Consider the following 24,994-nt stretch of genomic DNA (forward strand, 5'->3'; position numbering starts at 1 on the left):
CAGCGTGGGAGTGGCCGTGATGCCGCGCGAAGAGAGGTCTGCGGCCACCGCGATCTCGACGGGCGAGCGCGTCTCCGCAGGCGGGACAGGCTCGGCGGTGGTGCTGGCCGGTTCGGTCGGCTCTGCCACGCTGGATTGAACCCGATCGGTCGGGTCTGGATGCGCGCACCCCGCCCCCACCAACAGAAGGAGCGCGAAGCCAGGGTGAGCGAGTGTCCGATTCATGCGAGCGCCTCCATTCCACCAGGTTCAACGAAGAGACCCACGGCGGGACGGTATCACCACACCGTGCAAACCCCTCAGTCGAAATACTGCGCGTACCAGTCGCGGCTGCATGATGGGCCTATCGCCGTCGCACAGCGCGGGCCGCTCGCGCCAGCGCTTGTTCTCCCAGATGCGCGTTCCTGGCGGAAGCCGTGCATGACCACGCGCACGTACTCCCGAACGTAGTCCTCGGAGAAGCGCGTGCCCTGACTGCCGGGCTGCATCATCAGGCCCAAGCGCAGGTCCACGTGCTCTTCGTCCACCGTGGTGTGGGTGTTGTAGAGCACGGTCTCCGCCACCGAGTGCATGTCGGTGATCTGGAACGAGGGCCCGTGGTAGATGGCCTCGAGCGTGTAGCCCGTGGTGGCGTGCTGGCCCGTGCCGCGCCCCTTCGAGCGCTGAATCGCCTGATGGCCCACGAACTCGTTCACGAACTCGGCGGGGTCGTTCTTGTGCACGGCTTGAAGTGCGCCACGTCCACCACGTTTTCGAGGATCTCGCGCGAGTGCGTACGGAGTCGCAGCTTGCCGTGCTGCCAGGTGGTCCACTCCGGGTGGCCGAACTGCGGACTGACGGGGATCTCGTATGCGGGCTCGCGGCCGCGCGGGTCGAAGTGCACGAACACGAAGCCGTTGCGCTCCACCACGCGGTGGCTGCGCAGCGGGGCCCGCTTGGGGAGGCGCGTGGCGTACGGCACCTCCACGCAGTCGCCAGCACCACTGAACTTCCAGGCATGGAACGGGCAGCGGATGCAACCGCCTTCCACGGTGCCCTGGCCGAGATGTTTCGAACACTTGCTTCAAATGATTCATGGTTCCTAGGAGCCGCTGCCGATGTTCTCGCCATCGAGACCGCTGCGGCTGCCCTCGGGTGAGTGTCGAGTGCAGCCGGCAACGGCGCCCGAAAGGGGAACGAATCCGCGCCGCGACAAGTAGAATGCGCCGATGCCGAACCTAAATCGTCCCGCGGGTCTCCTGCTGGCCTCCTTCCTCGTCCTTGGTGCGGCCCAGGTGCACGCTCAGGACTTCCGCCACCCCGTGCCGTGGGTGCCGGAGCGCTCGGTCGTCTGCGTTCCCACGCCTACCTCGTCCACGAGCTCGCTCGAGGACGACCTCACGGCGACCCGCGCGGGCGGCTTTCCGCGCACCGCGCTCGAGCTCGCCGCGACGTGTGCGGTCACGAGGCACTCGATCGCCGAGGCGTTCAACGAGGGCGGTCTCGTGCGGCATCGCGCCGGTGACTTCGCCGCCTCCGCTGCGTCGTTCGAGCAAGCCGTGATCGCCGACCCGAGCTACCTCGAGGCGCGCTTCAACTTCGCCTGCGCGCTGGCTCGACTCGGGAACCCGCGCGCCGCCATCGCGGAGATCGGATTCCTCGCGAGCGCGCGGCGTCTCGCTCAGCCGTGGCTGCAACGGGTCGCGACGGAACCCGACCTCGAGTCGGTTCGCGGCGACACAACGCTGCAGGAGTACGTGTCGGGACAGACCTACGGGGTAACCGCCCACACGCCGTTCCCCGCGCCGCGCGGGTTGCCTGTACCCGCCATCACCGGCCCAGTGTTCGAGCCGCTCACCTCGGTCCCCTGGGACGTGCTGCGCAGGATCCTGAGCGCTTCGCCATCCCTGAGCGGGCAACGAGGCATGCAGCCCATCGAGCCCTACGAGATCCGACACCCTTCGCTCGACGCGCGGGTGCCGCTGGACAGCGCCGGCTATTTTCGCCCCGAGCGCGGCCAGGTCTTCTTGGTCATCCCGTTCACCATCCCGGGGCGGGAGGTGCTCGAAGGGATCCTGGTGCTGCATTGGAATGGCTCCGCATTCGAGCCGGCGTGCCACGAGTATTGCTCGGCGCTGGGGGATCCGCGCTACCGCAGCCGTCACTACCTCACCGACCGACCCAACGAGATCCAGGTGGTGCGATGCAATTTCGACTATCGAGCCCGGTGCTCCACACGCCTGATCCAGACGGAAGGACGGGTGGCGCGCTTCCGGGGTTCCGACTCGCTCCCCGATGTCCAGCCGCCTGGGCCGGCGCGCGTCGAGCCCAACTGATCGAGCGACGGCGTGACCCGCGCCTTCGGCGAGCATCGTCGCGTAGGATGAACGAACCGTGTTCGCCTGCCTCGACGTCGACTACAGCCCCGCGCGCACCTGCGCCGCGTGCGTCCTGTTCGCGCGCTGGAACAGCAGCCAGCCCACGGCGGAGCTCTCGGCGCGCCTCGACCCGTCGGATGTGGCCGGGTACGTCCCGGGCGCGTTCTACGAGCGGGAGCTCCCGGCGCTCCTCGCGGTGCTCGACAAGCTGCCGTTCCCGGTGAGCGCGCTCACGGCGCTGGTGGTCGACGGCTACGTGTGGCTCGGGCGGGAGCAAGCAGGCATGGGGCATCACCTCTTCGAGGCGACGCGAGTCCCCGTGATCGGTGTGGCCAAGAACGCCTTCGCGAACAACGACGTCGCGCTGCCGTTGCTGCGCGGCACGAGCCAGAAGCCGCTCTATGTGACGGCGGTGGGCATGGACCCGCTCGAAGCGCGGGCAGACATCGCGGACATGCACGGCGAGCACCGCGTGCCGACGCTGCTGCGGTGGGTGGACAACGCGTGCCGGCGGGGCTGAGCGGGCCGCGTCGAGCACCCTCTCGGGTTCCGGCTTGACGTGCTCTGGCGGCACGGTGAGAGTGCCTGCTCCTGCATGTCGATCGTGAGCGGCCAGCTACTTGATCAGCGCTACCGCATCATCGGGTCGATCGCGCGCGGGGGCATGGGGACCGTATACGAGGCGGAAGACCTGCGGCTCGGACGCCGCGTCGCGGTCAAGGTCCTCCTCGAGGGGCTCGCCAACGACGCGAGCTGTCGGGAGCGGTTTCGTCGGGAAGCGGAGGCGGCGGCCCGAACCACGCACCCGAACCTGGTCGCGCTCTATGATCTCGCGCTCGACGCGACGCCCGCCTACTTGGTGATGGAGCTGCTCGAAGGGGTGACCCTCGAGGCCACCTTGGCCCGAGAGGGGCGGCTGCCTTGGCGCGTGGCGGCGCGCATCGGCATGGAGCTCAGCGCAGCCCTCGCGTGCCTCCACGGGGCGGGGATCGTGCATCGAGACATCAAGCCCTCGAACGTCCTCATCGAGACCAGCGGTCGCGCGAAGCTCATCGACCTCGGTGTCGCGCAGCTGCGCACGGGCAGGAGCTACGAGCGCCTCACGCAGAGCGGCGCGATCGTGGGCACGCCGGGCTACATGGCCCCCGAGCAGCTGGCGGGCGGCACCGTCACCGACCGCACCGACCTCTGGGCGCTCGGTGTGCTGCTCTACTACGTGCTGTCTGGGCAACGCCCGTTTGCGGCAGCCGACCTCTCGCGCCTGCTGTTCCTGATCGCCCACGAGTCGCCGACGCCGCTCCACGCGGTGGCCCCAGAGACCCCCGAGCCGCTCGAAGCGCTCGTGATGAGCCTGCTGTCGAAGGACCCGGCGCAGCGTCCCGTCAGCGCGGCCGCCACTCAGAACACGCTCTCCCGCTGCCTGGACAACCCCATGCCGGAGGTCGCCCCCCAAGGCGTAGCGGCACAAGCGCGTTGGGATCTCTCCGTGGGAGCGGTCGAGTTCCGTCCCACGCCCAGCGCGTCCGCCACGCCACCCATGGGCAGCCCGCTCGCGTCCGGAGGTGGGCCGTCGTTGCACGGAGCCACAGCGCAGGCGCCCCCGCCCGGTCCCGCACACGCGTCGCCCCACACGCAGGGCCCACGCCTCCCGGTCGCGGCGGTGGCTCTCGTGGGGGTGCTCGCTGTCTTGGCCTTGGGCATTGCCGGCGTCGCCCTGTTTCTCGTGGCGCAGCGCGCGGCAGGCACTGCTCCGCCCGGGCTCGCGACGCCCGCCGCAGCGCCAGCCACCCCCGCAAGTCAGCCGATGCCGAGCCGCCTCGAGATCATCCACAGCGGCACGGATGCGCTCGAGACGAATCGCCAGTTGGCACCAACGCTCGACCCCCTGCTTCGTGCGTGCATCAACCTCGCCGAGCGCCCTCTGGGTGTAGGGATCACCTACGCCGTCTACATCAACGTCGATGGCACGCCGAACCGTCTCGAGCTCATGTATGGCGCAGCGTCGCCCGCAGAGGCCACGTGCATCGAACGGGCGCTCATGGCCTCGCGCTGGCCGCCACGCCTCTCGACGCGGGACCCGGCGATGGTCATCCTCACGCCCGCGTACTGAAGCGCCGCTCAGCCACGGTTCTCGAACACGTCCTCGGGGCGGCGAACGAGCTGAACGAAGCCGGCCCCGGTGGAGCGGATCAAGTCCGGACGCACTCCCGACTCCTTGAGCTTGGCCCGGAGTCGCGCGAGCGCAGCGTCCCAGCGATGGCGGAGCTCCCCGGGATCGCCGCCCGTGTCGCTCCACACCTCGTTCGCGAGCACCTGCCACTCCACCGGCCCTTCGAAGACGATGAGCTCGCTGAGGATGCGCGCGCCGATCCCTGCGATGACCACGATCTCCGCCTGCCCATGGCGGTGGATCTCCACGCTGTCGTACCAGGCGACCATGCGCAGCGGTTCGTCCATCAGGCCGCCCGAGGTGGTCACGGTGCCCGTCAGCGCCACCGCGACGAAGCGCACGTCGATGCCCGCCACCCGCACGCGAGTGCCGTCGGTGACCGTCCTCGCCTGGGCGGGAGCGAGCTCTCCTGCGCATGCTCGCCAGCCGTCGCCGTTCCACCAGATGTGCAGCGCGGCGTCGGGCTCGAAGCGCGGCACCAGCTGAGGAGGCTTGCCCGCCATGAGGCTCGCGGTCCCCGGCAGGACCCGCCGGCCGAGCGCCGCACCCTCGATCGCGAGGACGGTGCGCGGGCCGTGGACCTCCTGCACGCGAACCACGAGGCCGGGCGCCAGCTCCACGTCCATTCCCGCTTCGAGGGCGACCTCGGCCATCGGCTTGCCGCGCACCGCGAAGAGCCGTCGCAGCGAGAGCAGCATGACCTCTCCGCGGCGCACGCTGACGAGCGCGTGTGCCTCGGAGATCCTGGGGTCATCGATGCAGAAGGCCGCGGTGGGGAGCCGCCCGATCAGGCCGCCGGGATCCACGTCCACGGTCTTCCCATCGGGAGCTCGGAAGCGAACGAACGCGCGCATGGCCCACTGTAGGGCGATTCCCGGGCGGAGCGCGAGGCCAAGCGAGGGGAGGCCGACCCGCGTGGGATCCGCGTGTGACGCCCCTCTCTAGGGCGCGGCGTAGATTCCCGCATGACCAACACACGAGTGATGTGGGCCGTTTTCGTCGCCGGGCTGACCTTCGTGGCAGGCTGCGGCGGGGCCTCGACCGGACAGGACGCCAGCGTCGACGCAGGACCGTTCGACGGGAGCACGGCGGACGGCGGTGGCCTCGACGCCGGCCCCGGAGCCGACGGTGCGCCGTGCGACGGGCCCGACGGGTGTGCGAGCGGCCACTGCGTCGACGGCGTGTGCTGCGAGGCAGCCTGCGAGGGCCTCTGTGTGTCGTGTCGCGGGGCGGACACCGGCGGACTCGACGGCCTCTGCCAGCCGGTCACCGCGCTCACCGACCCGGCCAGCGAGTGTCTGCTCGACGAGGCCTCGTGCGCGCCGGGCACGTGCGACGGCGCAGGGGCCTGTGCCCTCGGCGCCAACGGCTCGGTGTGTCGGCCAGGGCAAGGAGCGTGCGACGTCGCGGAGGTCTGCGCCGGCGGTGTCTGTCCACCCGATGAAGTGCAGCCGGACGGCTTCGAGTGCCGCATGGCGGAGGGCCCGTGCGATGCCGCAGAGCACTGCGACGGCGTCGACGCGGTGTGCCCCGTGGACGCGTTCGTGGACGCCACCATGCGCTGCCGTGACTCCGCGGGTGGCTGTGACCCGGAGGAGCACTGCGACGGCGTGAGCGCGGTGTGCCCAGCCGATGCGCTGGCTCCGCTCGGTTCGACGTGTCGCGCTGCGAGCGCCGCCTGCGACGTACCCGAGCTCTGCACCGGCAGCGCGCCCAGCTGCCCGGCCGACGACTACGCGCTCCCGGGCACGGTGTGTCGGCCTTCGGCGGGCTCCTGCGACGTGGTGGAGACCTGCGGAGGGTCCGACCCCGCATGCCCGGCCGACGTCACGGCCCCGATGACCTGCCCCGTGGCTCCCAACAGCAGCGCCAGCTGCGTCGTCGGAGAGTGCACCTACACGTGTAGCTCCGCGTACTGGGGGGACTGCGACTCGGCCCCCGGCTGCGAGACCCCACTCAACACGAACGCCAACTGTGGTCGCTGCGGCCAGGGCTGCGGTCCCTTCACCTGCCGAGTGTTGAGCGGGGTGTGGGCGTGCCGCCCGTAGCGCGCCCCGACACTCGCTCCTGACCGACATGCCCATCGAAAAGACGAGGACCTCATGCACCTACACACTTCGAAGCTGATACTTCTCTGGGCCCTAGCGCTGCAAGCGTGCGTCTGCGCCAGCCTGATGGGCTGTTCACCGGACGACCCTCCCGTGGTCGACGCGGACACCGACGGCGACGGCGTGGTGGACGACGCCGACAACTGCCCCGAGCTGCTCAACGCGGACCAAGACGACCTCGACACCGACGATGTGGGCGACGCGTGCGACGACGACATCGACGGCGACGGGTATCCCAACGATGACGACCCCGACCCCACGGTCGTCACCGCAGCCCTCCGCGTGAGCCTCGAGCGTGCCCCGGTAGCGCGCATGCCGTTCGTCGGCGATCAGGTAGAGGTCGCGTTCTCCTGTGCCCCCGCGCCATGCGAGACCACCTGCAGCGTCGATGGAGCCACGCCTTCGCCCTGCACCTCGCCCCTCGCGCTGGACGGTCTCGCAGCAGGTGAACACGTGGTGCTCATCGAGGCCGCGATCGGGTCGGTCACGGCGCGTGCGAGCGCCGCGTTCGAGAACGCCCGCCTGGCGTACTCCGCCGGCGCGCGTGCGAACTGCCTGGTCGATGCGTCCTCCGACCTCTTCTGCTGGGGTGACAACGGCAACGGCGCCGTCGGAGTGGGTGGAACCGTGGACGTGAGCGTGCCTGCGCCCGTGGGCACGTCACGAGCGTGGAGCATGGCGAGCGCGGGTACCGTGGAGTCGTGTGGCGTGAGCGAGGGCGAGCTCTTCTGCTGGCGCAGCAGCACGGCGGGGGTTCCGGCTCGAGTGGGGTCCGACTCGGACTGGGGCGCCGTCGACACGTTCGCGTTTCACGCCTGCGCCATCAAGACCACCGGCGCGCTGTACTGCTGGGGCTCTGGGACGCAGGGGCAGCTGGGCGACGGAAGCGGCATGGATTCACAGCTGCCGGTGCGCGTGGGAGTGGACCTCGACTGGGCCGACGTGAGCGTTGGGTCGCGCCACACGTGCGCGCTCAAGCGCGACGGACGACTCTTCTGCTTCGGTGACGGCACCGACGGTGCCACCGGCCAAGGGCACAACGACGCCACGCTGACGCCCACGCAGGTGGGGAGCGCCAGCGACTACGTGGATGTGGACGCTGGAGCGCTCCATACCTGCGCGTTGCGCGAGGGCGGAACCATCTTCTGCATGGGGAGCAACGAAGACGGACAGCTCGGCGACGGCGCGGTCACCACGCAGAGCACGCTGCCGGTCGCGAGCGGCTCGGACTCCGACTGGGCGATGGTATCGGCGGGCTCGATCCACACATGCGCGGTCAACCGCAGCGGCGCGCTCTACTGCTGGGGCGAGGGGAGCACCGGGCGGCGCGGTGACGCGAGCGGCGACGCGTTGGTGCCCACCCGCGTGGGCTCCCTGAGCAACTACGAGGGCGTCTGGGCCGGTGGTGAGCACACGTGCGTGTCGCAGCTGGGGGTCGTGTCGTGCTTCGGCGGGCGGTCGAACGGCCAGCTCGGCGACGGCAGCCTCTCGGACCGACCGAGCCCGGGTGAAGTGGACGAGCTGGTATGGGACCAGGTGTCGGCGGGCGGCAACTCGTCCTGCGGCCTGCGCGGTGGTGCGCTGTACTGCTGGGGCGTGAACGTACCCGACGGGGATCCGGCGTTCTTCGAGCGCGACTATGAGACGCCGACGCGGGTGGGCAGCCTGGCCGGCTGGACCCACGTGAGCCTCAACTCCTACCGGGGATGTGGGATCGAGAGCGGGCGCGTGTTTTGTTGGGGCGAGAACTCCAACGGGAGCGTGGGCGACGGAACCACCACGAACCGCACGGCCCCGACGCAGGTGGGGTCGGCGACGGATTGGGTACAGGTCACGGTGGGTGGGCTGCACACCTGCATGCGCAACGCGGTGGGCGACGGCTACTGCATTGGGTACAACGCGTACGGACAGGTGGGTTCGAACGACTTCGTCTCGCCTCAGCTGACCCCGACCCTCGTGTCGGACACCATTCGTTGGACTCACCTCTCGGCCGGCGGCAACCACACGTGTGGCGTGACGAGCGACCAGCGGCTCTTCTGCTGGGGTCAGGGCGTGGTCGGTCAGCTTGGCGTCGTCGGCACGGGGCACCGCAGCGCGCCGACCGAAGTCGACCTCGTCGCCTCGTTCGTGGATGTGAGCTGCGGCTACAACCACACGTGCGCCGTCACCACGGCCGGGGAGCTCTACTGCTTCGGCCACAACACGCGCGGTCAGCTCGGCGACGGAACCACGACGGGGCGCGCCACCCCAACGCGCGTTGGAGGCGACAGCGACTGGGCGCGGGTTGTCGCAGGCACGGGGCAGAACACGTGCGCCATCAAGGCCGACGGCCGCACCTACTGCTTCGGGCAGAACGACTCGGGCCAGCTCGGGAATGGAGGCTTCGCGGACGCGCTCGCTCCCGTGCAGATCCCTGAGTTCGTCGGGACCCAGGCTGCCGCGTCGCTGGAGGTGGGTAGCACTCATGCCTGCGCTGTGGCGACCGACGGCGCACTCACCTGCTGGGGCGACAACATCTCGGGGCAGCTCGGGTACGTCACCGGGTACCGCACGGACGCCGCTCCGATTCTCCTCCCGTGATCGAGACGCCATGGCTCGCACACCATCCTTTGGAACCACTCATGTCTGACCACCATCCGGATCGCTCCATGTCATTTCTGCCTCTGAGTCGCCGCGAGCAGCGCTCGCCGCTTCGAGCCCTGTGGCTCGCGGGCCTCACCACCCTCGTGCTCGCCTCCGGGCGCGCCGAGGCCCAGCCCGCGCCGGCCACCGTCGAGCCCTTGCCTGCGGAGCTGCAGGTGGCGCCCGCGCCGGGTCGGCGAACGGTCAGCGTCGGGGGCGCGACGTTCTGCGCGGGCACTTCCGTCGAGCCGCTGCGCCCGTCGTACCTGCGGGCGTCGTCACTCCGCGACGTGATCTCGCTGCGCCAGGTGCTGGCCGGGCGCGAGGCGTTCGCGTTCGAAGCCCCTGGCTTCCGCACCATGGGGCAGCTGGCCTGCGCTCACGCCAGCGAGCCGGCCACGCGCGACTGGCTGCGCGCGTACCGGCAGCTGATCGTCAACCAGACCGACATGGACGACGCGACCATCGACGGCCTCATCGCCGCTGCCCTCTCGACGACGGACCGACAGATCCGGCTCCCATGCGCCTCCCTCCAGCAGACGCCCTCGATGGCTCGACACGAGCAGGCACGAGCGCGGCTGCTCCGCGGCATCTGTGAGAACCGAGGCGTGGGGATGCCGGACCATCAGGCGATCTACTGGTACGACCGGGTGGGTGGCGTGCTGGGGCCCGAGGCGTCCCTGCCAAACCTCGAGCGGCTGGCCTTCGTGGAGAACTTCGTGAACGCCCGCAGCCGGTTCGACACGCCCGCGTCGCTCGTCTCGGGGAGCGGCCTCTTGGACTACGTGCTCAGCAAGAGCGAGTTCGAGGCCTTCGACGTGCGGGCGGCGCTCACCGAGCTCGGACGCCTCGGGCTCACGGAGACGGAGCTGCGCGTGGCGCGTGGCTACCTGTACATCGCGCGCGCTCGCCTCGCGGGGGCGCTGGCCGCCATGGAGCGAGCCGGCGCGTCGGACCCCGCCGTCGCGGAGTTCATGGGACCGCTGCGCACCGCCGCGCTGCAGCGCTGGGACACCGAGACGCGCCCCCACACCGCCGCGTTGCTGAGGGTGTCCGCGGTCGAAGAGGCGTGGCTGCGCGGCAACCGCCAGCTGCTCACGACCTGCGCGAACGATACGCGCAGCGCCTTCAACGCCTACGTCAGGTCGAGGAACCCACACAGTGAGGCGGACGTCCGCGCGGCGGTGGCGTCACCCGCTGGCCACCTCTTGGCGCAGGCCTGGCGGCGCTGCGAGCACGACGCGGGACACCTCGGCTTGGCGGACGCCATGGCGGACCTGCTGGCCGAGTACTCGCGCGCCCGGGGGCGTCTGACCTTCATGATCCAGTCTCTGCAGCGCACCGCCGCGGAGCGGAGCGCGGCCCGCGCGGGGTACGCCATCCTCCCGCAGACCTTCAACGTGATTCAGGACGTGGAGGCCGATGACGACTGGCAGAGTGAGGGGTCCGGCAGTCACCTGAGCGTCCGCGGCGTGGTGGCCACCGTGCAACGCCAGGGTGACCTGGTGTCGGTCGTGTTCCGGCGCGAGAGGGTGAGCGTCCCCATCATCGAGTGCGTCGAGACCAACCGGATCTCCCGTATCGACAACGACGGCGTGGTTCACTACGAGCGCAACTGCCGCGTGATCGGGAGCGAGCTGGTCGACGGGCAGATGGAGCCCGTGGTGGTTCACTCGTCGCTGGCGAGCGGCATCGCGGTGGGCTCGTTCCTCGAAGCGTCTCGTGGCTCGGACACCGACACGTTCGCCGTTCCCTTCACGCTGCGAGCACGTGCGGAGGGCGACCCGCTCTCGTTCCTGGGGGTCACGCTCTAGGCGACCTCACTCGCGCCGCTTGCCATCCTCTCCGTCGACGAGCCGGAGAGGGTCAGCGGGCTTCGGTGGTGGGCCCGCTGATGAGCACCTCGAGGCCGCGCTCGGCGCCGTCGGGGCGGGCGATGCGCAGCGTGAAGCCGTGCTGGGTGAGCACGTCCTCGGTGATGTGCAGGCCGAGGCCCATGCCGTGGGGGTGGCGGGTGCGGGCCACGTTGCCGCGGAAGCCGCGCTCGGTGAGGCGCGGGAGGTCTTCGGGGTCGAGGCCAGGACCGTCGTCGGTGACGCGCAGGGTGAAGGTGGCGCCTCGGCGCGCGAGCACCACGGCCACGTGGCCGCCCGCGTCGTTGTAGCGCACGGCGTTGTGCACCACGTTGCTGAGCGCGCGCTCCAGGAGGGTCACGTCGCCCAGCGCGAGGGTGGGCTGGTCTGGTACGGCGAAGTCGAGGGAGACACGTCGGTCGCGCGCGATCATGCGGTGCCGGGCGATGACCCGCTCCACCAGCGCCACCAGGTCCACGGGCTCGCGGACGCGGGCGTCGCTGGCAGCGTCGAGGCGCGCGCGCGCGTTCAGGTTGCGCAGCAGCGAGCCCAGGTAGTCGGACTCTTCCACGGCGAGGCGCAGCGTCTCGTCCACCGCGGTGCTGCCCGTGGCCGCCTTCGCCAGCTGCTCGCGCGCCGCCACCAGGTGCCCCTGCAGCACGGTCAGCGGCAGCATCACGTCATGGGTGGTGTTCGCGATGTAGGCCACCAGCGCAGCGTCGCGCTGCTGCAGCTGCGTCACCTGCGCGTCGATGCGCTCGCGGTCGGCGTCGAGCGCGCGCGCCACGGCGGTGACCTCGTCGCTGCCGCCCACCATCGCGACCGCGGACTTGCCGGGCCCGCGGGCGGCGGCGTCCTCGAGGCGACGCAGCCTGCGCACGAGAGGCACCGCGGCGAGCCACGCCACCAACACCGCGGCGAAGCCCACACCCACGCCAGTGAGGGCGCTGGCCACCGCGGCGTCGCGATGCACGGGCGCGTGCGTCAGGATCAGCGCACAGGGCCCATCGCTCCAGGGCATGGCCACCAGCACTTCGTACTGAGGCAGCCCGTCGCGGCCAGGCACGCGGTGGCTGGCCACCGTCTCGCCCCCGCGCACCGCCGCGAGCAGCTCGGCCGGCAGCGGAGGCCCTCCGCGCGCGCTGATCCCGTCTTGCGCATAGGGCTCGAGCGCCGCCATGCCCCGCGCCGCCCTGCGCTCCATGGCAGCCCGTCGCGCGCCGCGACGCCCCTCGGTCCCCTGGCCCGGCCCCGCGCCGGGCCCGCGCGCACGCCCGCGAAAGCGCTCGGGGGCGGCCTCGCACACCTCGCGCCCGCCCGCCTCCATGCGCGCCACCACGCTCTCGCGCACCAGCTCCACCTCGGCCTCGTGCCGGCGCCACTGCTGCAGCAGGGCCAGCGCCACGGCCAGCGGGATGACGGCTAGCCCCAGCGTCAGCGCCAGCCGCGTGCGCAGCCTCACGCGCCCGCCTCGCCCTCGAGCTCGGCAAGCCGGTAGCCCACGCCCCACACGGTGGCCACCTGCGCCCCGGCGCGGCCCAGCTTCTTGCGCAGCCGCGACACGTGCACGTCCAGCGCGCGCGCCGCCCCCTCGCGCTCACTGTCGAGCGCCTGCTCCACCAGGGACTCGCGCGACACGGCCGCCCCCGGCCGCTTGGCCAGCGCAGCCAGCACGCTCCACTCGGCCGGCGTGAGCTCCACCAGCGCGCCGTCCACCTCCACGCGCCGCGCCGTGAGGTCAATGCCGAGCGCCCCCACGCGCACCACGTCACTCCGCTCCATGGTCGGTCGCCGCAGCCGCGCGGTCACGCGCGCAATCAGCTCCTCCGGCCAGAAGGGCTTGGTCACGTAGTCGTCGGCCCCCAGCTTGAGCGCGCGCACCTTGTCGGCGGCGTCGTCGCGCGCGCTCAAGATCATGACGGGCACCTCGGACCGCTGCCGATAGAGCTTCAGCAGGTCCATGCCGTAGGTGCCCGGCAGCATGAGGTCCAGCACCACCAGGTCCACCTCGGTGATGGGCGCGCGGCGCGCCTCGTCGCCATCGCGCACCCACACGCAGTCGAAGCCCGCTCGCTCGAGGTGCGAGACGATCTGGGCTCCGAGCTGCGCGTCGTCTTCGACGAGGAGGATGCGAGGGGTGCTCATGCGCCCCTAGAATGCGGCCTCAGGCGGCCTTGTCTAGCTCGGCGATCATCTCGTCGCCGGTGATCTCGTCGGCGCTCTTCCCACCGAAGTACCGGGCCAGGCCCACCTGCTCGTAGTGCGGCTTGATGCGGTCGCTCAAGATGCCGATCTCGCGCAGGTTCGGCACCATGCGACCGAACATCACGCGGCGGAACTCCTCGAGCCCCGGCGACGTGCTCACCACCTCGCGCCACTGCGCGCGGGTGAGCAGGCCCTCGAAGTGCTCTTCGTAGACCTCCCACGCCAGGAAGCGGTTGCGCATGAGCAGCGCCACCTCGAAGGCCCAGTCCTCGCGCTCGTTGCGCTCGCGCGGCGTGAGCTGCGTGTTGAAGTGCTCGCGCAGGGCCACCACGCCGTAGTGCACGTGCCGCGCCTCGTCCTGGATGACCATCTTGAGCAGCTCCTTGAGCAGCGGCTCCTTGGTGAGCTTGTAGAGCGTGCCGAAGGCGCCGAGCGCCAGGCCCTCCACCATGATCTGCATGCCCAGGAACTTCATGTCCCAGCGCGAGTCCGTCATGAGCGCGTCGATGATCACGAAGAGGTTGTCGTTGATCTGGTAGAGCTTGTTCAGCTTGGTGTCGAGGTAGCGGTGGAAGACCTCGACGTGGCGGCCCTCGTCCATCACCTGCGTGGCGCCGTAGAGCTTGCCGTCGAAGAACTGCACGGCCTCGGTGACCTGCGCCGCCGCCAAGAGCGCGCCCTGCTCACCGTGCAGGAACTGGCTGAGCATCCACGCGGCCACGTCGCGGGTGAGCTTCTCTTCCTCGGCGGACGTGAGCTTCACGCCGAACTCGCGCAGCAGCTGGAGGTTGAGGAACTCCTTCGGGAGGATGGCCTTCTCCATGTTGTGGGGGTCCACGTCGGTGTGCCAGGCCAGGTACGTGTCGCCGTTCCACTGGCCCAGCTTCGCGCGGCGGTAGAGGTCCTGCATCTCGGGCTGGTCGCTCGGATACGTCCAGTCGAAGAACGCGCTGTGCGTGGCTTGAATCAGGGTGGGCACGCCCTGCTTGCCGCGCTGCAGGAGCAGCCCGCGCACGCCGGAGGGGCCGAGCGACGCCATGACGCGCGGGTCCTTCACGGCGGTCAAGACCTCGACCGCGTCGAAGTACGGCTCCACACGGTGACGCACGTTGTTCGGGAGGATGGTCAGGAGCTGGTTCATATCCATAGTGGGCCTCGTGGTGCTTGGGGGCAGGGTCTAGAAGCTGTCACCGAAGAACTCGCGGACGAGCTGCGTGTGAAGGCGGGAGAGGGTCTGGTTCACGATGGGCATGGCGCGCTCGATCATGCGCGCCGCCTGCGGAGGCGGGAGGTGTGCGAGGCGCGACGAGAGCAGCCCCACCTCTTGGCGGAACAGGTTGCTCATGGCCTCGTGGTAGAAGGCCACGTCGGCCACCGTGAAGCCGCGCTCCTTGCTGAAGCCCAGCTGGCGCAGCTCACCGAGGGCGTCGAACAGCCACGCCTCGCCGGCGCTGAGCGAGGGCTCGCCATCGCCGCGAATCACGGTGGCAAGGCCCAGCGCCTCGGCCTGCGTGACGTCGTCGAGGTCCACGCCGGCACGCCGCATGAGCTCCGCCACGGTCACGCGCTCAGCGGGGCCACGGCTCGATAGCGACTCGTCGAGGTTGTCGCGCACGTCCAGCAGGAACTGCTGCTGCTCTGGGGCAAACGCCTCTTCGCGCCCGTCCAGCAAGGCCTTGATGGCCTTGAGGGGCAGGAAGCGCTCGTGCTGCAGCTTCTTGATGAGCCGCAGGCGCTCCATGTGGGCCTCGGTGTACCAGGCCATGTTGCGGCCGGTCTTGTGGCCCGGCGGCAGGAGCCCCTGCTGGATGTAGAAGTGGATGCCCTGACGGTCGAGCCCGGTGGCGTCGGCCAGGTCTTTCATCTTGTAGCGGTAGCGGTCCCGGTCGATGGGCAGGACCTTGGCGCCGGCGCTCGTGCTCATCGCGAGCCTCGCTCGCGCTCTGCCGAAGAGGCTCCCGGGCGCAGCGTGACCGGGCCCACAGGGTGGCCCACGCAGGTGAGCACGTAGCCCTCGGCGCGCTCTTTGTCGCTCAGGCAGTTGGGCTCTTCCATGGCCACCTCGCCGTCCACGCACAGCATCTTGCAGGCGCCGCAGCCGCCCATGGCGCAGCTGAAGGGCATGGCCTCACCGCCCGCGATGGCGGCGTCCAGCAGGCTCTGGCCGGGCTGCACCACTAGCGTGCGGGAGGTCTGCCCGCGCTTGAGCGTCATGGGCTGCGGCGTGTCCGCGCCGCGCGCCTCCGTGCGGGCCTCGGGCGAGCCGAAGCGCTCCTCGTGCAGGCGCCCCTTGGGCAGACCGCGGCCCAACAGCAGCTCGCGCGCGGCGTCCATCATGGGCGTGGGTCCGCACACGAAGCACTCGTCCACGGCGTCGAGGGTCACCCCGAGCGCATCCAGGCGACCGCCGAGCGTGGCGCCGTCCAGCAGCCCGCGCGCGCCCTGCCAGTTCGCGTCGGCGTCGCTCAGCACGTGGTCCACGGTGAGGCGCCCTTCGCTCGCGGCCACCAGCGCGCCCAGGCGCTCACGGAAGATGACGTCCCCCTCGGCGCGGTTGCCGTACACCAGCGTGACGCGCGCGCTGGGCTCCTGGTGCAGCGTGGTGGCCACCAAGCTCATGATGGGCGTGATGCCGCTGCCACCGGCCACCAACAGCACGTGGCGCGCAGCCCCCGCGACGCCGGGCTCGAGCACGAAGCTGCCCGAGGGCCCCAGCACGTCCAGCGGCATGCCCTCGTGCGCGGTCTGGTTGAGCAGGTTGCTGACGCGCCCATCCGGCACGCGCTTGATGGTGATGTGCGGGGCCTCGCTGCCCGGGCCCGCGGCAGGCGCCGCCAGAGAGTAGGCGCGGCGCAGGCGCACGCCGTCCACCACCACGTCCACGCTCATGAACTGCCCGGCGCGGAAGCGGAGCGGCTGCCCGTTGAGCTCCTCGAGGTACAGCGACACCGCGTCGGGCGTCTCGCGCACCACACGGGCCACCTTCACGCGACGGCTCACGGTGAGCGAGGGCGCGCCCGCGAGGGCCACCACCTGCGCCTGAGACGCGTCGCCGTGCCGGGCGCCACGCTTCACCAGCGGGCTCGGGCGGCGGCCATGCACCAGCGCGTCGAAGAGCACCTGCGCGTCGCGGCGCGCGGCCTTCACGGGGTTGCCCATGAACTCCGGCAGCGCGTCCAGCGCGTCCAACTCCTCGAGCGCTACGGCCCGGGTGACAGCCTGCTGCAGGGTGGCCACGGGCGCCGGGCGCTCACCGCGCACGGCGCCGGCCAGCACGTGCAGGTCACGGCGCGCCTGGTCCACCTTCTTGGCGGCGCCGTGGGGCAGCGCCAGCGTCAGCACGCGAGCGGCGTAGTCGAGAGGGCGGGCAGGACGGGACTCGGGGGCGCGAACCAGCATGGAGAGAACATAGCGGCCACTGGGTGAAAGTGTCAAGAGACACCAAACACTTTCCACATGGAAACACGGATCCCGCTGAAATCGCTGGGCAACCTTGCGCCACCACCCCCCCGCTTGCACCCTTGGCGCCGAAGGAGATCACATGCGCGTACTGGTCACTGGGGGAGCAGGCTTCATCGGGAGCCACATCGCGGACGCCTTGCTGGCGCGAGGCCACGAGGTGCTCGTGGTAGACGACCTCAGCTCTGGACGGCGCCACAACGTCCCGACCGACGCACGCTTCCAGGAGCTCGACATCCGCGACGGTGAGGGTGTGGAGCGCTGCCTGACCGAGTTCGCCCCGGCCGTGATCTGCCACCAGGCCGCGCAGACCAGCGTGAGCGTCAGCACGCGCGAGCCGCTGCGCGATGCCTCCATCAACATCCTGGGCAGCCTCAACATCCTGGGCGCGGCCCGCAAGCTGGGCATCGATCGGCTGGTGTTCGCCAGCACCGGCGGCGCCATCTACGGCGAGGTGCCTGCGCCCGAGCGCGCCGAGACCACCTGGGTGCCGAAGCCCGTGAGCCCATATGCGTGCTCCAAGTACGCGTTCGAGAGCTACCTGTCGGGCGCGCGCGTGGAGTACGGCTTCGAGTCCACCGTGCTGCGCTACGCGAACGTGTACGGCCCGCGTCAGGACCCGCACGGCGAGGCCGGCGTGGTGGCCATCTTCTGCGATCGCCTGCGGGCCGGGCAGGCGCTGCGCGTGAACGCCATGCACCAGCTGGGCGACCGCGGCTGCGTGCGCGACTACGTGTACGTGGCGAACGTGGTGGAGGCCAACGTGCGCGCCGTGGAGGGGCGGCTCACCGCCAAGGTGCTGAACGTGGGCACCGGCGAGGAGTGCGACACCCAGCAGCTGGCCGAGACGCTGTCACGCGCCTTCGGGGTGGCGCCCAACCTGACGTTCGGCGAGCGGCGCGAGGGTGACCTGCTGCGCTCGGTGCTGGCTCCGAGCGCAGAACTGGCGGACATGCAGCTGGTGGGGCTTCCCGAGGGGCTGGGTGCCACGGCGGAGTGGTACCGCTCGGTGAAGTGAGTCACGGCTCGAGCTCGAGCTCCACGCGCCGCGACTGACCCGCCATGATCTGCACGATGCGGCGCGCGGTGGGGCCCTCGGTCCCTGCGGCCACCGTGTGGCGACCAGGGCGCAGGCTGACTTCGGTGGGAGCGCGACCCATGTAGCGACCGTCCACCCAGACGTCGCCCCAAGGGACCACGGTCACGCGCAGCGTGCCGGGGCGGGCGTCGTCGGGGGGCGCGGTGTTGTCGTCCGGCGTGGGCGGAGCGCTCGCGTCGGGCTCGGGGGCCTCGGCGGGCGCCGTGTCTGGACCGAGAGTTGGCGCAGCGGCCGGCGCAGGACGCAGCGAGGGAGGCGCGGTGGCCTGGACAGACGGGGCGCCGAGAGGCCGACCTGCCACTGCGGCGCTGGCCGTGACGGGAAGCGAGGCCGTGGGGAGACCCGGTACCACCGTCGTCTGCGTGCGCCCGACCGTGCCCGGCGCGGAGACCGCTGCGCTGGCCGTCACAGCTGGTGCTGAGGTGGCGCCGCGGGGGCCCCGCGCGAGCGCGGCGCTGTTCGGGGGCGCATCACCCGCACGGGGCGCCGCGCGGAGCGGACCCGTCGCGAGCCACGTCGCACCCAGCAGCACGGCCGAGAGCGCCGTGACGAGCAGCGCCAACCCCAGCCCACGACGCCGCGGTGGCGCAGGCTCGGCCGTGCGCGGCGGCAGCACCACGGTCTCCGACGCAGCCTGCAAGCCCAGCGCCATGGCCGGCACGTGGTCGAGGCGCGTGTCGCCAACCTCCTCGCGCTGCGCCGCCACGTGCTCGCGTGTGTCGAGGCCGCCGCGCAGCTCGTCCACCTCACGCCCCAGCCGCCGCCGCGCTTGGTGCAGCCCGGGCAGCAGCGCCAGCTGCTCGATGAGCGCGGTGGCGCTGGGCGTGCGCGCCTCGCGGTCCGTATGCAGCAGCCCCTCGATGGCGCCCAGCAGCGCGGGCGGCGTGTCGGCCGGCGCCAGCTCCCGCACGTGGGGCCGCTCGCCCTCGGCGATGCGCCGCATGATCTCCACGTCGTGCCCGCCATGGAAAGGGCGCTGCCCGCACAGGCACTCGAACAGCAGCACCCCCAGCGCAAACAGGTCTGCGCGCCCATCCAGCTCTTCGCCGCGGATCTGCTCGGGCGACATGTACGCGATCTTCCCGCGCACCCCCGTGCTGGTGGTGGGCGCCGCGCTGCTCATCACGCGCGCCACGCCGAAGTCGGTGAGCTTGATCTCGCCCGTGCGGCTGAGCATCACGTTGGCGGGCGAGACGTCGCGATGCACCACGCCGTGCTCGACCCCGTGCGCGTAGCGAAGCGCGTAGCCCAGGTCGAGAGCCAGCCGCGCCACCAGCGTGGGCGGCAGCACACGCCCCGGCCGGGACGTCAGGTAGTCGCGCAGGTCCACGCCGTCGATGAGCTCGAGGGCCAGGTACTGGGTGCCCAAGACGTCGCCGAACTCCACCACGCTGACGATGCCCGAGTGGCGCAACGTGGAGGCGATGCTGGCCTCGCGGTGGAACTGGCGCAGGAAGCTCGGGTCCCCCGCGAACGCGGGCAGTACCCGCTTGAGGCACACGCGCTGCTCCACCCCGTGCAGCCCACGGCGCAGCGCCAGAAACGTCTCGGCCATGCCACCCACGCCGAGCCGCCGCACGATTTGGTAGGGCCCGAACAGGCGCGCGTCCGTCTCGCTCACGACCGCGCCTCTAGCAGAGGTGGGTAAAGTCAGCCAACCGACTACACCAGCCCACTTCATATGACACGGGATGACCCGCGGGTTTGTTGCTACGCTCGCGGCCCGTGAACGATGTGCGCCACGAGAGAGAGCCGAGCCAAGGCACCCGAGGGCTGCCCTTGCCCGAAGGCGTGAGCGAGACGTCCCCGCTCGCCCGCGAGGCCATCCGCGTGTACGGCCGCTACGAGGTAGAGGTCATCGAGGCCTACACGCTGTGCCCGTGGGCCGAGCGCTCACGCCGCGAGGGGCACACGCGCCAGCTGGTGCTGGACGAGCCACTCGACGCCGACCGGGTGCTGGCCGCCATCGACGTGCTGGCCGCCGACGCACGCGTGGAGGTGGGCTTCCTGCTGTTCCCCTGCTGCACCCTGCCGCGCGTGGCGTTCGAGCGCTTCGTGTCGGGGCTGCGCGACCGCGACCAGCAGCGCGGGGCTGCCTTTGCTGCGGCGGCGTTCCACCCCGACGCGCCGGCCGATCTGAGCGACCCCTATCGCCTGGTGCCGTTCATCCGCCGCTCGCCGGACCCCACCATCCAGCTCATTCGTCGCAGCGTGCTCGAGTCCGTGCGCCGGCCAGGCGATGGCGGCACCGGGTACATCGACCCGAGCTCCATCACCGACCTGGTGGCGTTCTTCAAGAACCCGCCGAAGCCGCCGCTGCACGAGCGCGTGGCCCAGGCCAACCTCGAGCAGATCGAGCGCGTGGGCGTGGCGCCCGTGGAGCAGGTGCTGAGCGACATCCGCGCCGACCGCGCGCGCGCCTACGCCGAGGTGCTGGGAGCAGACCACCCGGCTGTGGGGCTCTGGCCAAACGCTCCGCCTGCCTGAGGGCAGGAGGGCGTTGCCTACGCGGCCCGCCGACGCGCGAAGCCGGCGCTCACGGCGCCCCACAGCATGCCCAGGACCAGCCCACCGGCGTGCGCCCAGTTGGCCATGTTCATGACGCCCAGGAAGCCCAGCAGCATCCAGAACAGCATGAAGATGATGGTGCTCTGCGCGGGCATGATGGGGCTGCGTGGGTCCAGCCGCCCACGGACCCACACGAAGCCCAAGAGGCCGTAGACCACGCCGCTCAGGCCCATGGCGCTGTGCCGCGTGATGAAGCCCTCCGCCAGGATGCCACCCACGCCGAAGACCAGCACCTGCATGAGCAGGTAGCGCGAGCGGAAGTGGTACTCGATGGCGCTCCCCAGCTGGTGCACCCACATCATGTTGAAGATCAGGTGGAGCCAGCCGATGTGGAAGACCGCCGGCAAGAACAGGCGCCACCACTCCCCGCGGGTGGTGATGGCGTTCCAATCGAAGCCGAAGAGCTCGGTGTAGAGGTCCCCCACCTTGGTGAAGTAGGCGACGATGCCGCTCAGGACGATGAGCCCCAGGCTGACCGTGCCGATGGCCGGGGCCTCGTGAGCGCGCGCCTGCTCGGCCTGTGCACGTTCCGTGCGACGATGCGCCTCGCGCTCCTCGGCCGTGCGGGTGCGACGCGTGGCCCCGGCCCGGGCGGCCAGGTCGGCGATGCGTGGGTCCCGAGGATCCGTGACGTAGGCCTCGAGCAGCTCTTCCGCGAAGTCCATGTCGGACTGCGCGTGGACCCACACGCCAAAGCTGCCGTCCGCCTCGAGCTTCACCGAGGCCGCGACGTCACCGCCCACGAGCGCGTCACGCAGGAACTGTGCCTCGCGGCGTTCTTCGCGGCTCGTGAGCTTTCGCATGGGCGGTCAGCCTAGCAGGCCGAAGCCGAGCGCGCATTTGGAGGGGCTACGTGACGAGCGCGATGGGAGCCGGCCGCAGCCGGAGCAGGACCCCGAGCTGTGCGAAGATCAGCTCGTCGGCCTCGCGACCCAGGCGCTGGTGGGCACGCCCCGCGATGTCCCGAAAGCGCCGCGCGAGGGCGTGCTCCGGCACGATGCCCATGCCTACCTCGTTGGTCACGATCAGGACTTCACACGGCAGTGCCCCGAGTGCGGCCACCAGCTGCTCCACACGCGCCTCGATCTGCACGTCGGTCAGCCCCGCCAGGAGCAAGTTGGACAGCCACAGCGTGAGGCAGTCGATCACCACCACCGACGCCCCAGCGCAGTGGCGCAACGCCTCTTCGAGAGCCTCCGGCACCTCCACGGTGACGAAGCGCCCGCCCCGGTCGTTCTGGTGTGCAGCCACGCGCGCGCGCATCTCGTCGTCGAACGCCACGGCCGTGGCCAGGAAGCGGCGCTCACCCTCGTGCAAGGCGGCGCGTTCCTCGGCGTAGCGGCTCTTCCCCGAGCGCGCTCCACCGCCGATGACGACCAGGTGTGCCACCCGCCCCGCTCAGTTGATGGTGTCGAGCACGCTGTGGTCGAACTCGATGCGGTGCGGCGCGGTGGTCCAGCGCATGAAGATGCGGCCCACGCAGTTGCTGGGGTTCACGGGCCCGAACGTGCGGCTGTCGAAGCGATGCGGCAGCCGGTTGTCGCCCATCAGGAAGATGCCGTCGCGCACCACGATGTTGCGCGTGCGGAAACCCACGCGCGAGTCCTGCATGAAGAGGTGTTCTTCACCGCTGCGTGCCTCGCGGCCGATGATCACCGAGTACGCTTGCGTCTCCCCGTTCATGGTGAAGGACACCGTGCGGTCGATGTTGCGGTCGGGGGAGTGTCCGTCGATCTTCATGAAGCCGCGGTCTGCCGAGATGGTGGCGCCGGGGCGCGCGATGAAGCGCCCCACCACGTAGCCCGCGCCCGCTGGATGACGGCACACCAAGAGGTCCCCGAACTCGGGCGTGCCGCCCTTGCTGTTCCACATGAGGACGGTCTCGCCCGCGAGCAGCGTGGGAGCCATGCCGTCATCGGAGATCATGACGGGCGTCACGAAGAAGGCCCGCAGGACGCCCGCGATGGCGCCGCAGACGGCGAGGACGCCGAGGAGGAACTTGAGGGAGGCTTTGGTCACGAGGTGGGAGGATGAGCCCTTTCGGGCGTTCGGCCAACTTCGAGCAAGTGGGCCACAGCGAGCGTCAGTCGAGCGCGACGCGGACGCCCGCGCTCAGGGTGAAGCGCCCGATGGCGTCTTGGAAGTCGTTGGTGAAGCCATAGCGGAAGCCGAGGCTGAACGTGGCGGGGCCCACCAGCGCGCTCAGGCCCAGGCCCGCGCCCAGCGCCGTGAAGAGGCCGCCATCGGCGCGCCCGATGCTGCTGTCCACCTCGAGGCCCAGGTAGAGCGCGTCCAGCAGCTGGACGTCGGCGCCGTAGGCGGAGGCCCACAGGAACGGGCCAGCGCCGTCCATGCCGAGCAGCGCGCCCTGACGCGTGCGCAGCAGGAAACGGTCGCCCAGCCGGTAGCTGAGCGCCACCGACGGGCCGAGGCGCACGCGCTCGATGCCCTCACGCTCGCCACCCGTCGGGAACCACGCGCTCAGGTCTACATAGAGCGACAGGTCATGGCGCGTGAGCAGGCGGTAGCCCACCCACGCCTGGAGGTCTCGGTCGCCGCGCTCGGCCGGCACCACGCCGCTCTCCGCCACGTCGATGGCGTGCGCGATGCCGAGGCGCAGCTGATCGGTGGGTGCGGCCTCGATGCCCACGGTCGCGCGCCAGTAGCCCTGGTCCTGCGCCATGCGGCCCTGATGGCTGAGCATGGTGAAGCCACCGCTGCCCACACGCCGGTCGTTCACGAGGCCCATCAAGCTGGGGTGCGCGGCGAGTCCGAAGGCCTCTTGCGGGCGTGCCGCGGCGACGTGCGTGGGGGCCTCGGTCACCACGGGCGGAGGCGGCGTGACCGCGGGCGCAGGCGCGTCGGGCTCTTGCACGTTGACGGTCAGCTCGGCGATGGGCGAGGGCGGCACGCTGACCGGCTGGGGCTGCGGCTCGGGCTCGGTGCCGGTGGGAGGCTCCGTGGGCTCCGTGGGCTCGGTAGGCTCCGTGGGCTCCGTTGGCGTCGCGGGCTCTTCGGGCAGCGGCTCGACCGCCACCACCGTCAGCTCGAAGTTGGCGGGCGCGCTGGGGCTCGCCACGAGCGTGACCACCAGCCGGCCCTCGTCCTGCTCCACGTGCTGGATCTCGACGCCCTCGGGCGCGATGACCCGCAGCTCCGGCAGGGGCTGCGTGGCGTCCAGCGTGAAGGTCACCTCTTGCGGGTTGCCGCGCGTAACGGAGGCCGGCGCGCCGGGCTCGAGGCCCTCCACCGTGATGGCGGGCTGCTCCACCTGGACGGCGAGCGCGGGCTGCGAGCCGCCGCCCGTGGCGGTGCAGGTGAGCTCGGCCAGCCCCGGCCGCGTGAACACGCCCTCGGCTGCCGCGGGGCCGTCGGCCAACCCACAGAGAAACCCGTCCGGGCTGAAGAAGCGGGTCCCGCGCAGCACGGCAGGGGCGGTGGCAGGGCGGCCCCAGTCCCCCTCCACCACGCTGGTGCGGTCGGGCTCGGGCGCGCCGGGCGGCTGCAGGCCCACCAGCGACACCGTGAGCGGGATGCGCTCGCTGGGCCGGCTCTCGAGGCGCGAGGCGTCGATGGTGGCCAGCGCCAAGTAGTAGGTGCCGGCGGGCAGCCGGTGCACCTCGAAGCGATGGATGGTGGCGGGCGCTTGCACCGCCGCGATCAGCCCGCCGCCGTCCTCCTCGGTGGACAGCTCCACGCGGTAGTAGGCTGCGCCGGGCACCTCGGCCCACTCGCCGACGAGGGTGCCGCCGGCGCCCACCACACCGATGACGCTGCGGCGCGTCTCGCCGGTGAGGGTGGGGGTGGCGGGCAGCGGGCGCGGCCGAGCGGGCCGCTCACCACGCACCACGGTGGAGCCGTAGCCCGGGCGCACCGTGACAGGGGCTCCCGTGGCACCGCGCACGCGCGCCGAGCCACCGCTGTGGTTGGACACCACGCTGCTGCCCTCTTGGTCCACTGTGACCACGGAGGAGCCGCCGTTGAGCTCGGTCTCGCCGCTGGGGGTGGCCACTTGCAGGCGCAGGTCCCCCAGGCGGCTGCGCAGCGTGCCGCGCTCCAGGGTGGCCTGGCTGGTCCGGCGCCGCGCCGTGCTCTCGGCCGTGCCACCGTAGATGATCACCAGCGTGTTCTCGCGCATCTGGATCGCCGACTCGTCGCGGAAGGTCACCTCGGCGCTGGCCGACTCTTCGGTGCTCACGTGCCAGCCACGGTAGAGACCGAGCCCTCTGCGGGCGGACCGCCAGTCGGCCGAGCTGGACGAGCGCGCCTGGACGTCTCGTGCGGTGCGGGTGACGCGCGCGTCGGGCGCGTTGGGGTTGCGCACCGGGATGGTGATGGTCACCCCGGGCCGGATGTTACTGGCGTCCGAGCCCATATGGGGGTTGTAGCGATAGATGACCTCGTGGCACTGCCGCGGGTTCCCGAAGAAGCGCTGCGCGATGCCGTAGCAGGTGTCGCCCACCTGGATGGTGTAGAGGATGGTGTCTTCGCCGCCGCCGTCCTGGGCAGCGGCCGGCGCGCGCAGCACGAGCGCGAGCGCGGTCACGAGGAGG

The 24,994-nt window shown here is 71.1% G+C and carries 21 protein-coding genes; 8 read left to right on the top strand and 13 right to left on the bottom strand.

All coding sequences use genetic code 11. The features are described 5' to 3' along the window. Positions 1–299: 299 nt before the first annotated feature. On the bottom strand, positions 300–722 hold the full coding sequence (locus IPI43_07710; protein ID MBK7774014.1) for a hypothetical protein: 423 nt from the start codon (positions 720–722) through the stop codon (positions 300–302). Further along, positions 692–1,030 carry a Rieske 2Fe-2S domain-containing protein gene (locus IPI43_07715; protein MBK7774015.1) on the bottom strand — a complete coding sequence of 113 codons (339 nt, stop codon included), beginning with the start codon at positions 1,028–1,030 and terminating at the stop codon, positions 692–694. The genes IPI43_07710 and IPI43_07715 overlap by 31 nt, the downstream gene beginning before the upstream one ends. Before the next feature lie 178 nt (positions 1,031–1,208). On the opposite strand from IPI43_07715, the gene IPI43_07720 reads away from it, so the two are divergent. From IPI43_07720 to IPI43_07730, 3 genes are all read left to right on the top strand, one after another. Next, positions 1,209–2,315, top strand: coding sequence for a tetratricopeptide repeat protein (locus IPI43_07720; GenBank protein ID MBK7774016.1), 1,107 nt, complete (start codon positions 1,209–1,211; stop codon positions 2,313–2,315). Between the two features lie 58 nt (positions 2,316–2,373). Next, complete coding sequence (locus IPI43_07725) at positions 2,374–2,877, top strand: endonuclease V (GenBank protein ID MBK7774017.1); 504 nt, start codon at positions 2,374–2,376, stop codon at positions 2,875–2,877. A 75-nt stretch (positions 2,878–2,952) separates the two neighbouring features. Next, positions 2,953–4,467: a serine/threonine protein kinase gene (locus IPI43_07730; GenBank protein MBK7774018.1), complete on the top strand. Its 1,515-nt coding sequence runs from the start codon at positions 2,953–2,955 to the stop codon at positions 4,465–4,467. 8 nt (positions 4,468–4,475) lie between these two features. Here IPI43_07730 and IPI43_07735 read toward each other — a convergent pair whose 3' ends face one another. Further along, positions 4,476–5,381, bottom strand: a complete 906-nt coding sequence (locus IPI43_07735) for an FHA domain-containing protein (GenBank protein MBK7774019.1) — start codon at positions 5,379–5,381, stop codon at positions 4,476–4,478. Between the two features lie 111 nt (positions 5,382–5,492). Between IPI43_07735 and IPI43_07740 the strand changes: the two genes are divergently transcribed. From IPI43_07740 to IPI43_07750, 3 genes are all read left to right on the top strand, one after another. After that, complete coding sequence (locus IPI43_07740; protein ID MBK7774020.1) at positions 5,493–6,575, top strand: hypothetical protein; 1,083 nt, start codon at positions 5,493–5,495, stop codon at positions 6,573–6,575. A 54-nt stretch (positions 6,576–6,629) separates the two neighbouring features. Next, positions 6,630–9,215 carry a thrombospondin type 3 repeat-containing protein gene (locus tag IPI43_07745; protein MBK7774021.1) on the top strand — a complete coding sequence of 862 codons (2,586 nt, stop codon included), beginning with the start codon at positions 6,630–6,632 and terminating at the stop codon, positions 9,213–9,215. 68 nt (positions 9,216–9,283) lie between these two features. Beyond that, on the top strand, positions 9,284–11,071 hold the full coding sequence (locus IPI43_07750; protein ID MBK7774022.1) for a hypothetical protein: 1,788 nt from the start codon (positions 9,284–9,286) through the stop codon (positions 11,069–11,071). A gap of 52 nt (positions 11,072–11,123) precedes the next feature. On the opposite strand, the gene IPI43_07755 is transcribed toward IPI43_07750, so the two are convergent. Genes IPI43_07755 through IPI43_07775 form a run of 5 tightly spaced genes read right to left on the bottom strand, consistent with a single transcriptional unit; the run spans position 11,124 to position 16,714 of the window. Continuing rightward, on the bottom strand, positions 11,124–12,572 hold the full coding sequence (locus IPI43_07755) for a sensor histidine kinase (protein ID MBK7774023.1): 1,449 nt from the start codon (positions 12,570–12,572) through the stop codon (positions 11,124–11,126). After that, positions 12,569–13,255: a response regulator transcription factor gene (locus tag IPI43_07760; GenBank protein ID MBK7774024.1), complete on the bottom strand. Its 687-nt coding sequence runs from the start codon at positions 13,253–13,255 to the stop codon at positions 12,569–12,571. Before IPI43_07760 ends, IPI43_07755 begins: the two co-directional genes overlap by 4 nt. A gap of 19 nt (positions 13,256–13,274) precedes the next feature. Beyond that, the gene (locus tag IPI43_07765; GenBank protein ID MBK7774025.1) at positions 13,275–14,462 is read right to left on the bottom strand and encodes a ferritin-like domain-containing protein; all 1,188 of its coding nucleotides are present in this window, start codon (positions 14,460–14,462) and stop codon (positions 13,275–13,277) included. 30 nt (positions 14,463–14,492) lie between these two features. Then, positions 14,493–15,239, bottom strand: a complete 747-nt coding sequence (locus IPI43_07770) for a MerR family transcriptional regulator (GenBank protein ID MBK7774026.1) — start codon at positions 15,237–15,239, stop codon at positions 14,493–14,495. Further along, a complete protein-coding gene (locus IPI43_07775) occupies positions 15,236–16,714 on the bottom strand; it encodes a ferredoxin--NADP reductase (GenBank protein MBK7774027.1) in 1,479 nt (492 codons plus the stop codon). The genes IPI43_07770 and IPI43_07775 overlap by 4 nt, the downstream gene beginning before the upstream one ends. A 142-nt stretch (positions 16,715–16,856) precedes the next feature. Between IPI43_07775 and IPI43_07780 the strand changes: the two genes are divergently transcribed. Further along, positions 16,857–17,792 carry an NAD-dependent epimerase/dehydratase family protein gene (locus tag IPI43_07780; protein MBK7774028.1) on the top strand — a complete coding sequence of 312 codons (936 nt, stop codon included), beginning with the start codon at positions 16,857–16,859 and terminating at the stop codon, positions 17,790–17,792. Position 17,793: 1 nt separating this feature from the next. Here the strand turns inward: IPI43_07780 and IPI43_07785 are convergent, their stop codons facing one another. After that, a complete protein-coding gene (locus tag IPI43_07785) occupies positions 17,794–19,494 on the bottom strand; it encodes a protein kinase (GenBank protein MBK7774029.1) in 1,701 nt (566 codons plus the stop codon). Between the two features lie 170 nt (positions 19,495–19,664). On the opposite strand from IPI43_07785, the gene IPI43_07790 reads away from it, so the two are divergent. Beyond that, positions 19,665–20,360: a DUF1415 family protein gene (locus tag IPI43_07790; GenBank protein MBK7774030.1), complete on the top strand. Its 696-nt coding sequence runs from the start codon at positions 19,665–19,667 to the stop codon at positions 20,358–20,360. 17 nt (positions 20,361–20,377) lie between these two features. Here the strand turns inward: IPI43_07790 and IPI43_07795 are convergent, their stop codons facing one another. From IPI43_07795 to IPI43_07810, 4 genes are all read right to left on the bottom strand, one after another. After that, positions 20,378–21,244 carry a rhomboid family intramembrane serine protease gene (locus tag IPI43_07795; protein ID MBK7774031.1) on the bottom strand — a complete coding sequence of 289 codons (867 nt, stop codon included), beginning with the start codon at positions 21,242–21,244 and terminating at the stop codon, positions 20,378–20,380. Positions 21,245–21,290: 46 nt separating this feature from the next. Continuing rightward, complete coding sequence (gene cobU / locus IPI43_07800) at positions 21,291–21,830, bottom strand: bifunctional adenosylcobinamide kinase/adenosylcobinamide-phosphate guanylyltransferase (GenBank protein ID MBK7774032.1); 540 nt, start codon at positions 21,828–21,830, stop codon at positions 21,291–21,293. Between the two features lie 9 nt (positions 21,831–21,839). Further along, entirely contained in the window at positions 21,840–22,460 is a 621-nt protein-coding gene (lepB, locus tag IPI43_07805; protein MBK7774033.1) for a signal peptidase I, read from the bottom strand. Between the two features lie 64 nt (positions 22,461–22,524). Next, positions 22,525–24,987, bottom strand: coding sequence for a LysM peptidoglycan-binding domain-containing protein (locus tag IPI43_07810; GenBank protein ID MBK7774034.1), 2,463 nt, complete (start codon positions 24,985–24,987; stop codon positions 22,525–22,527). Between the last annotated feature and the right edge of the window lie 7 nt (positions 24,988–24,994).

This window comes from Sandaracinaceae bacterium (genome assembly GCA_016706685.1).
Classification (GTDB): Bacteria; Myxococcota_A; Polyangia; order Polyangiales; family Houyiibacteriaceae; genus JADJJE01.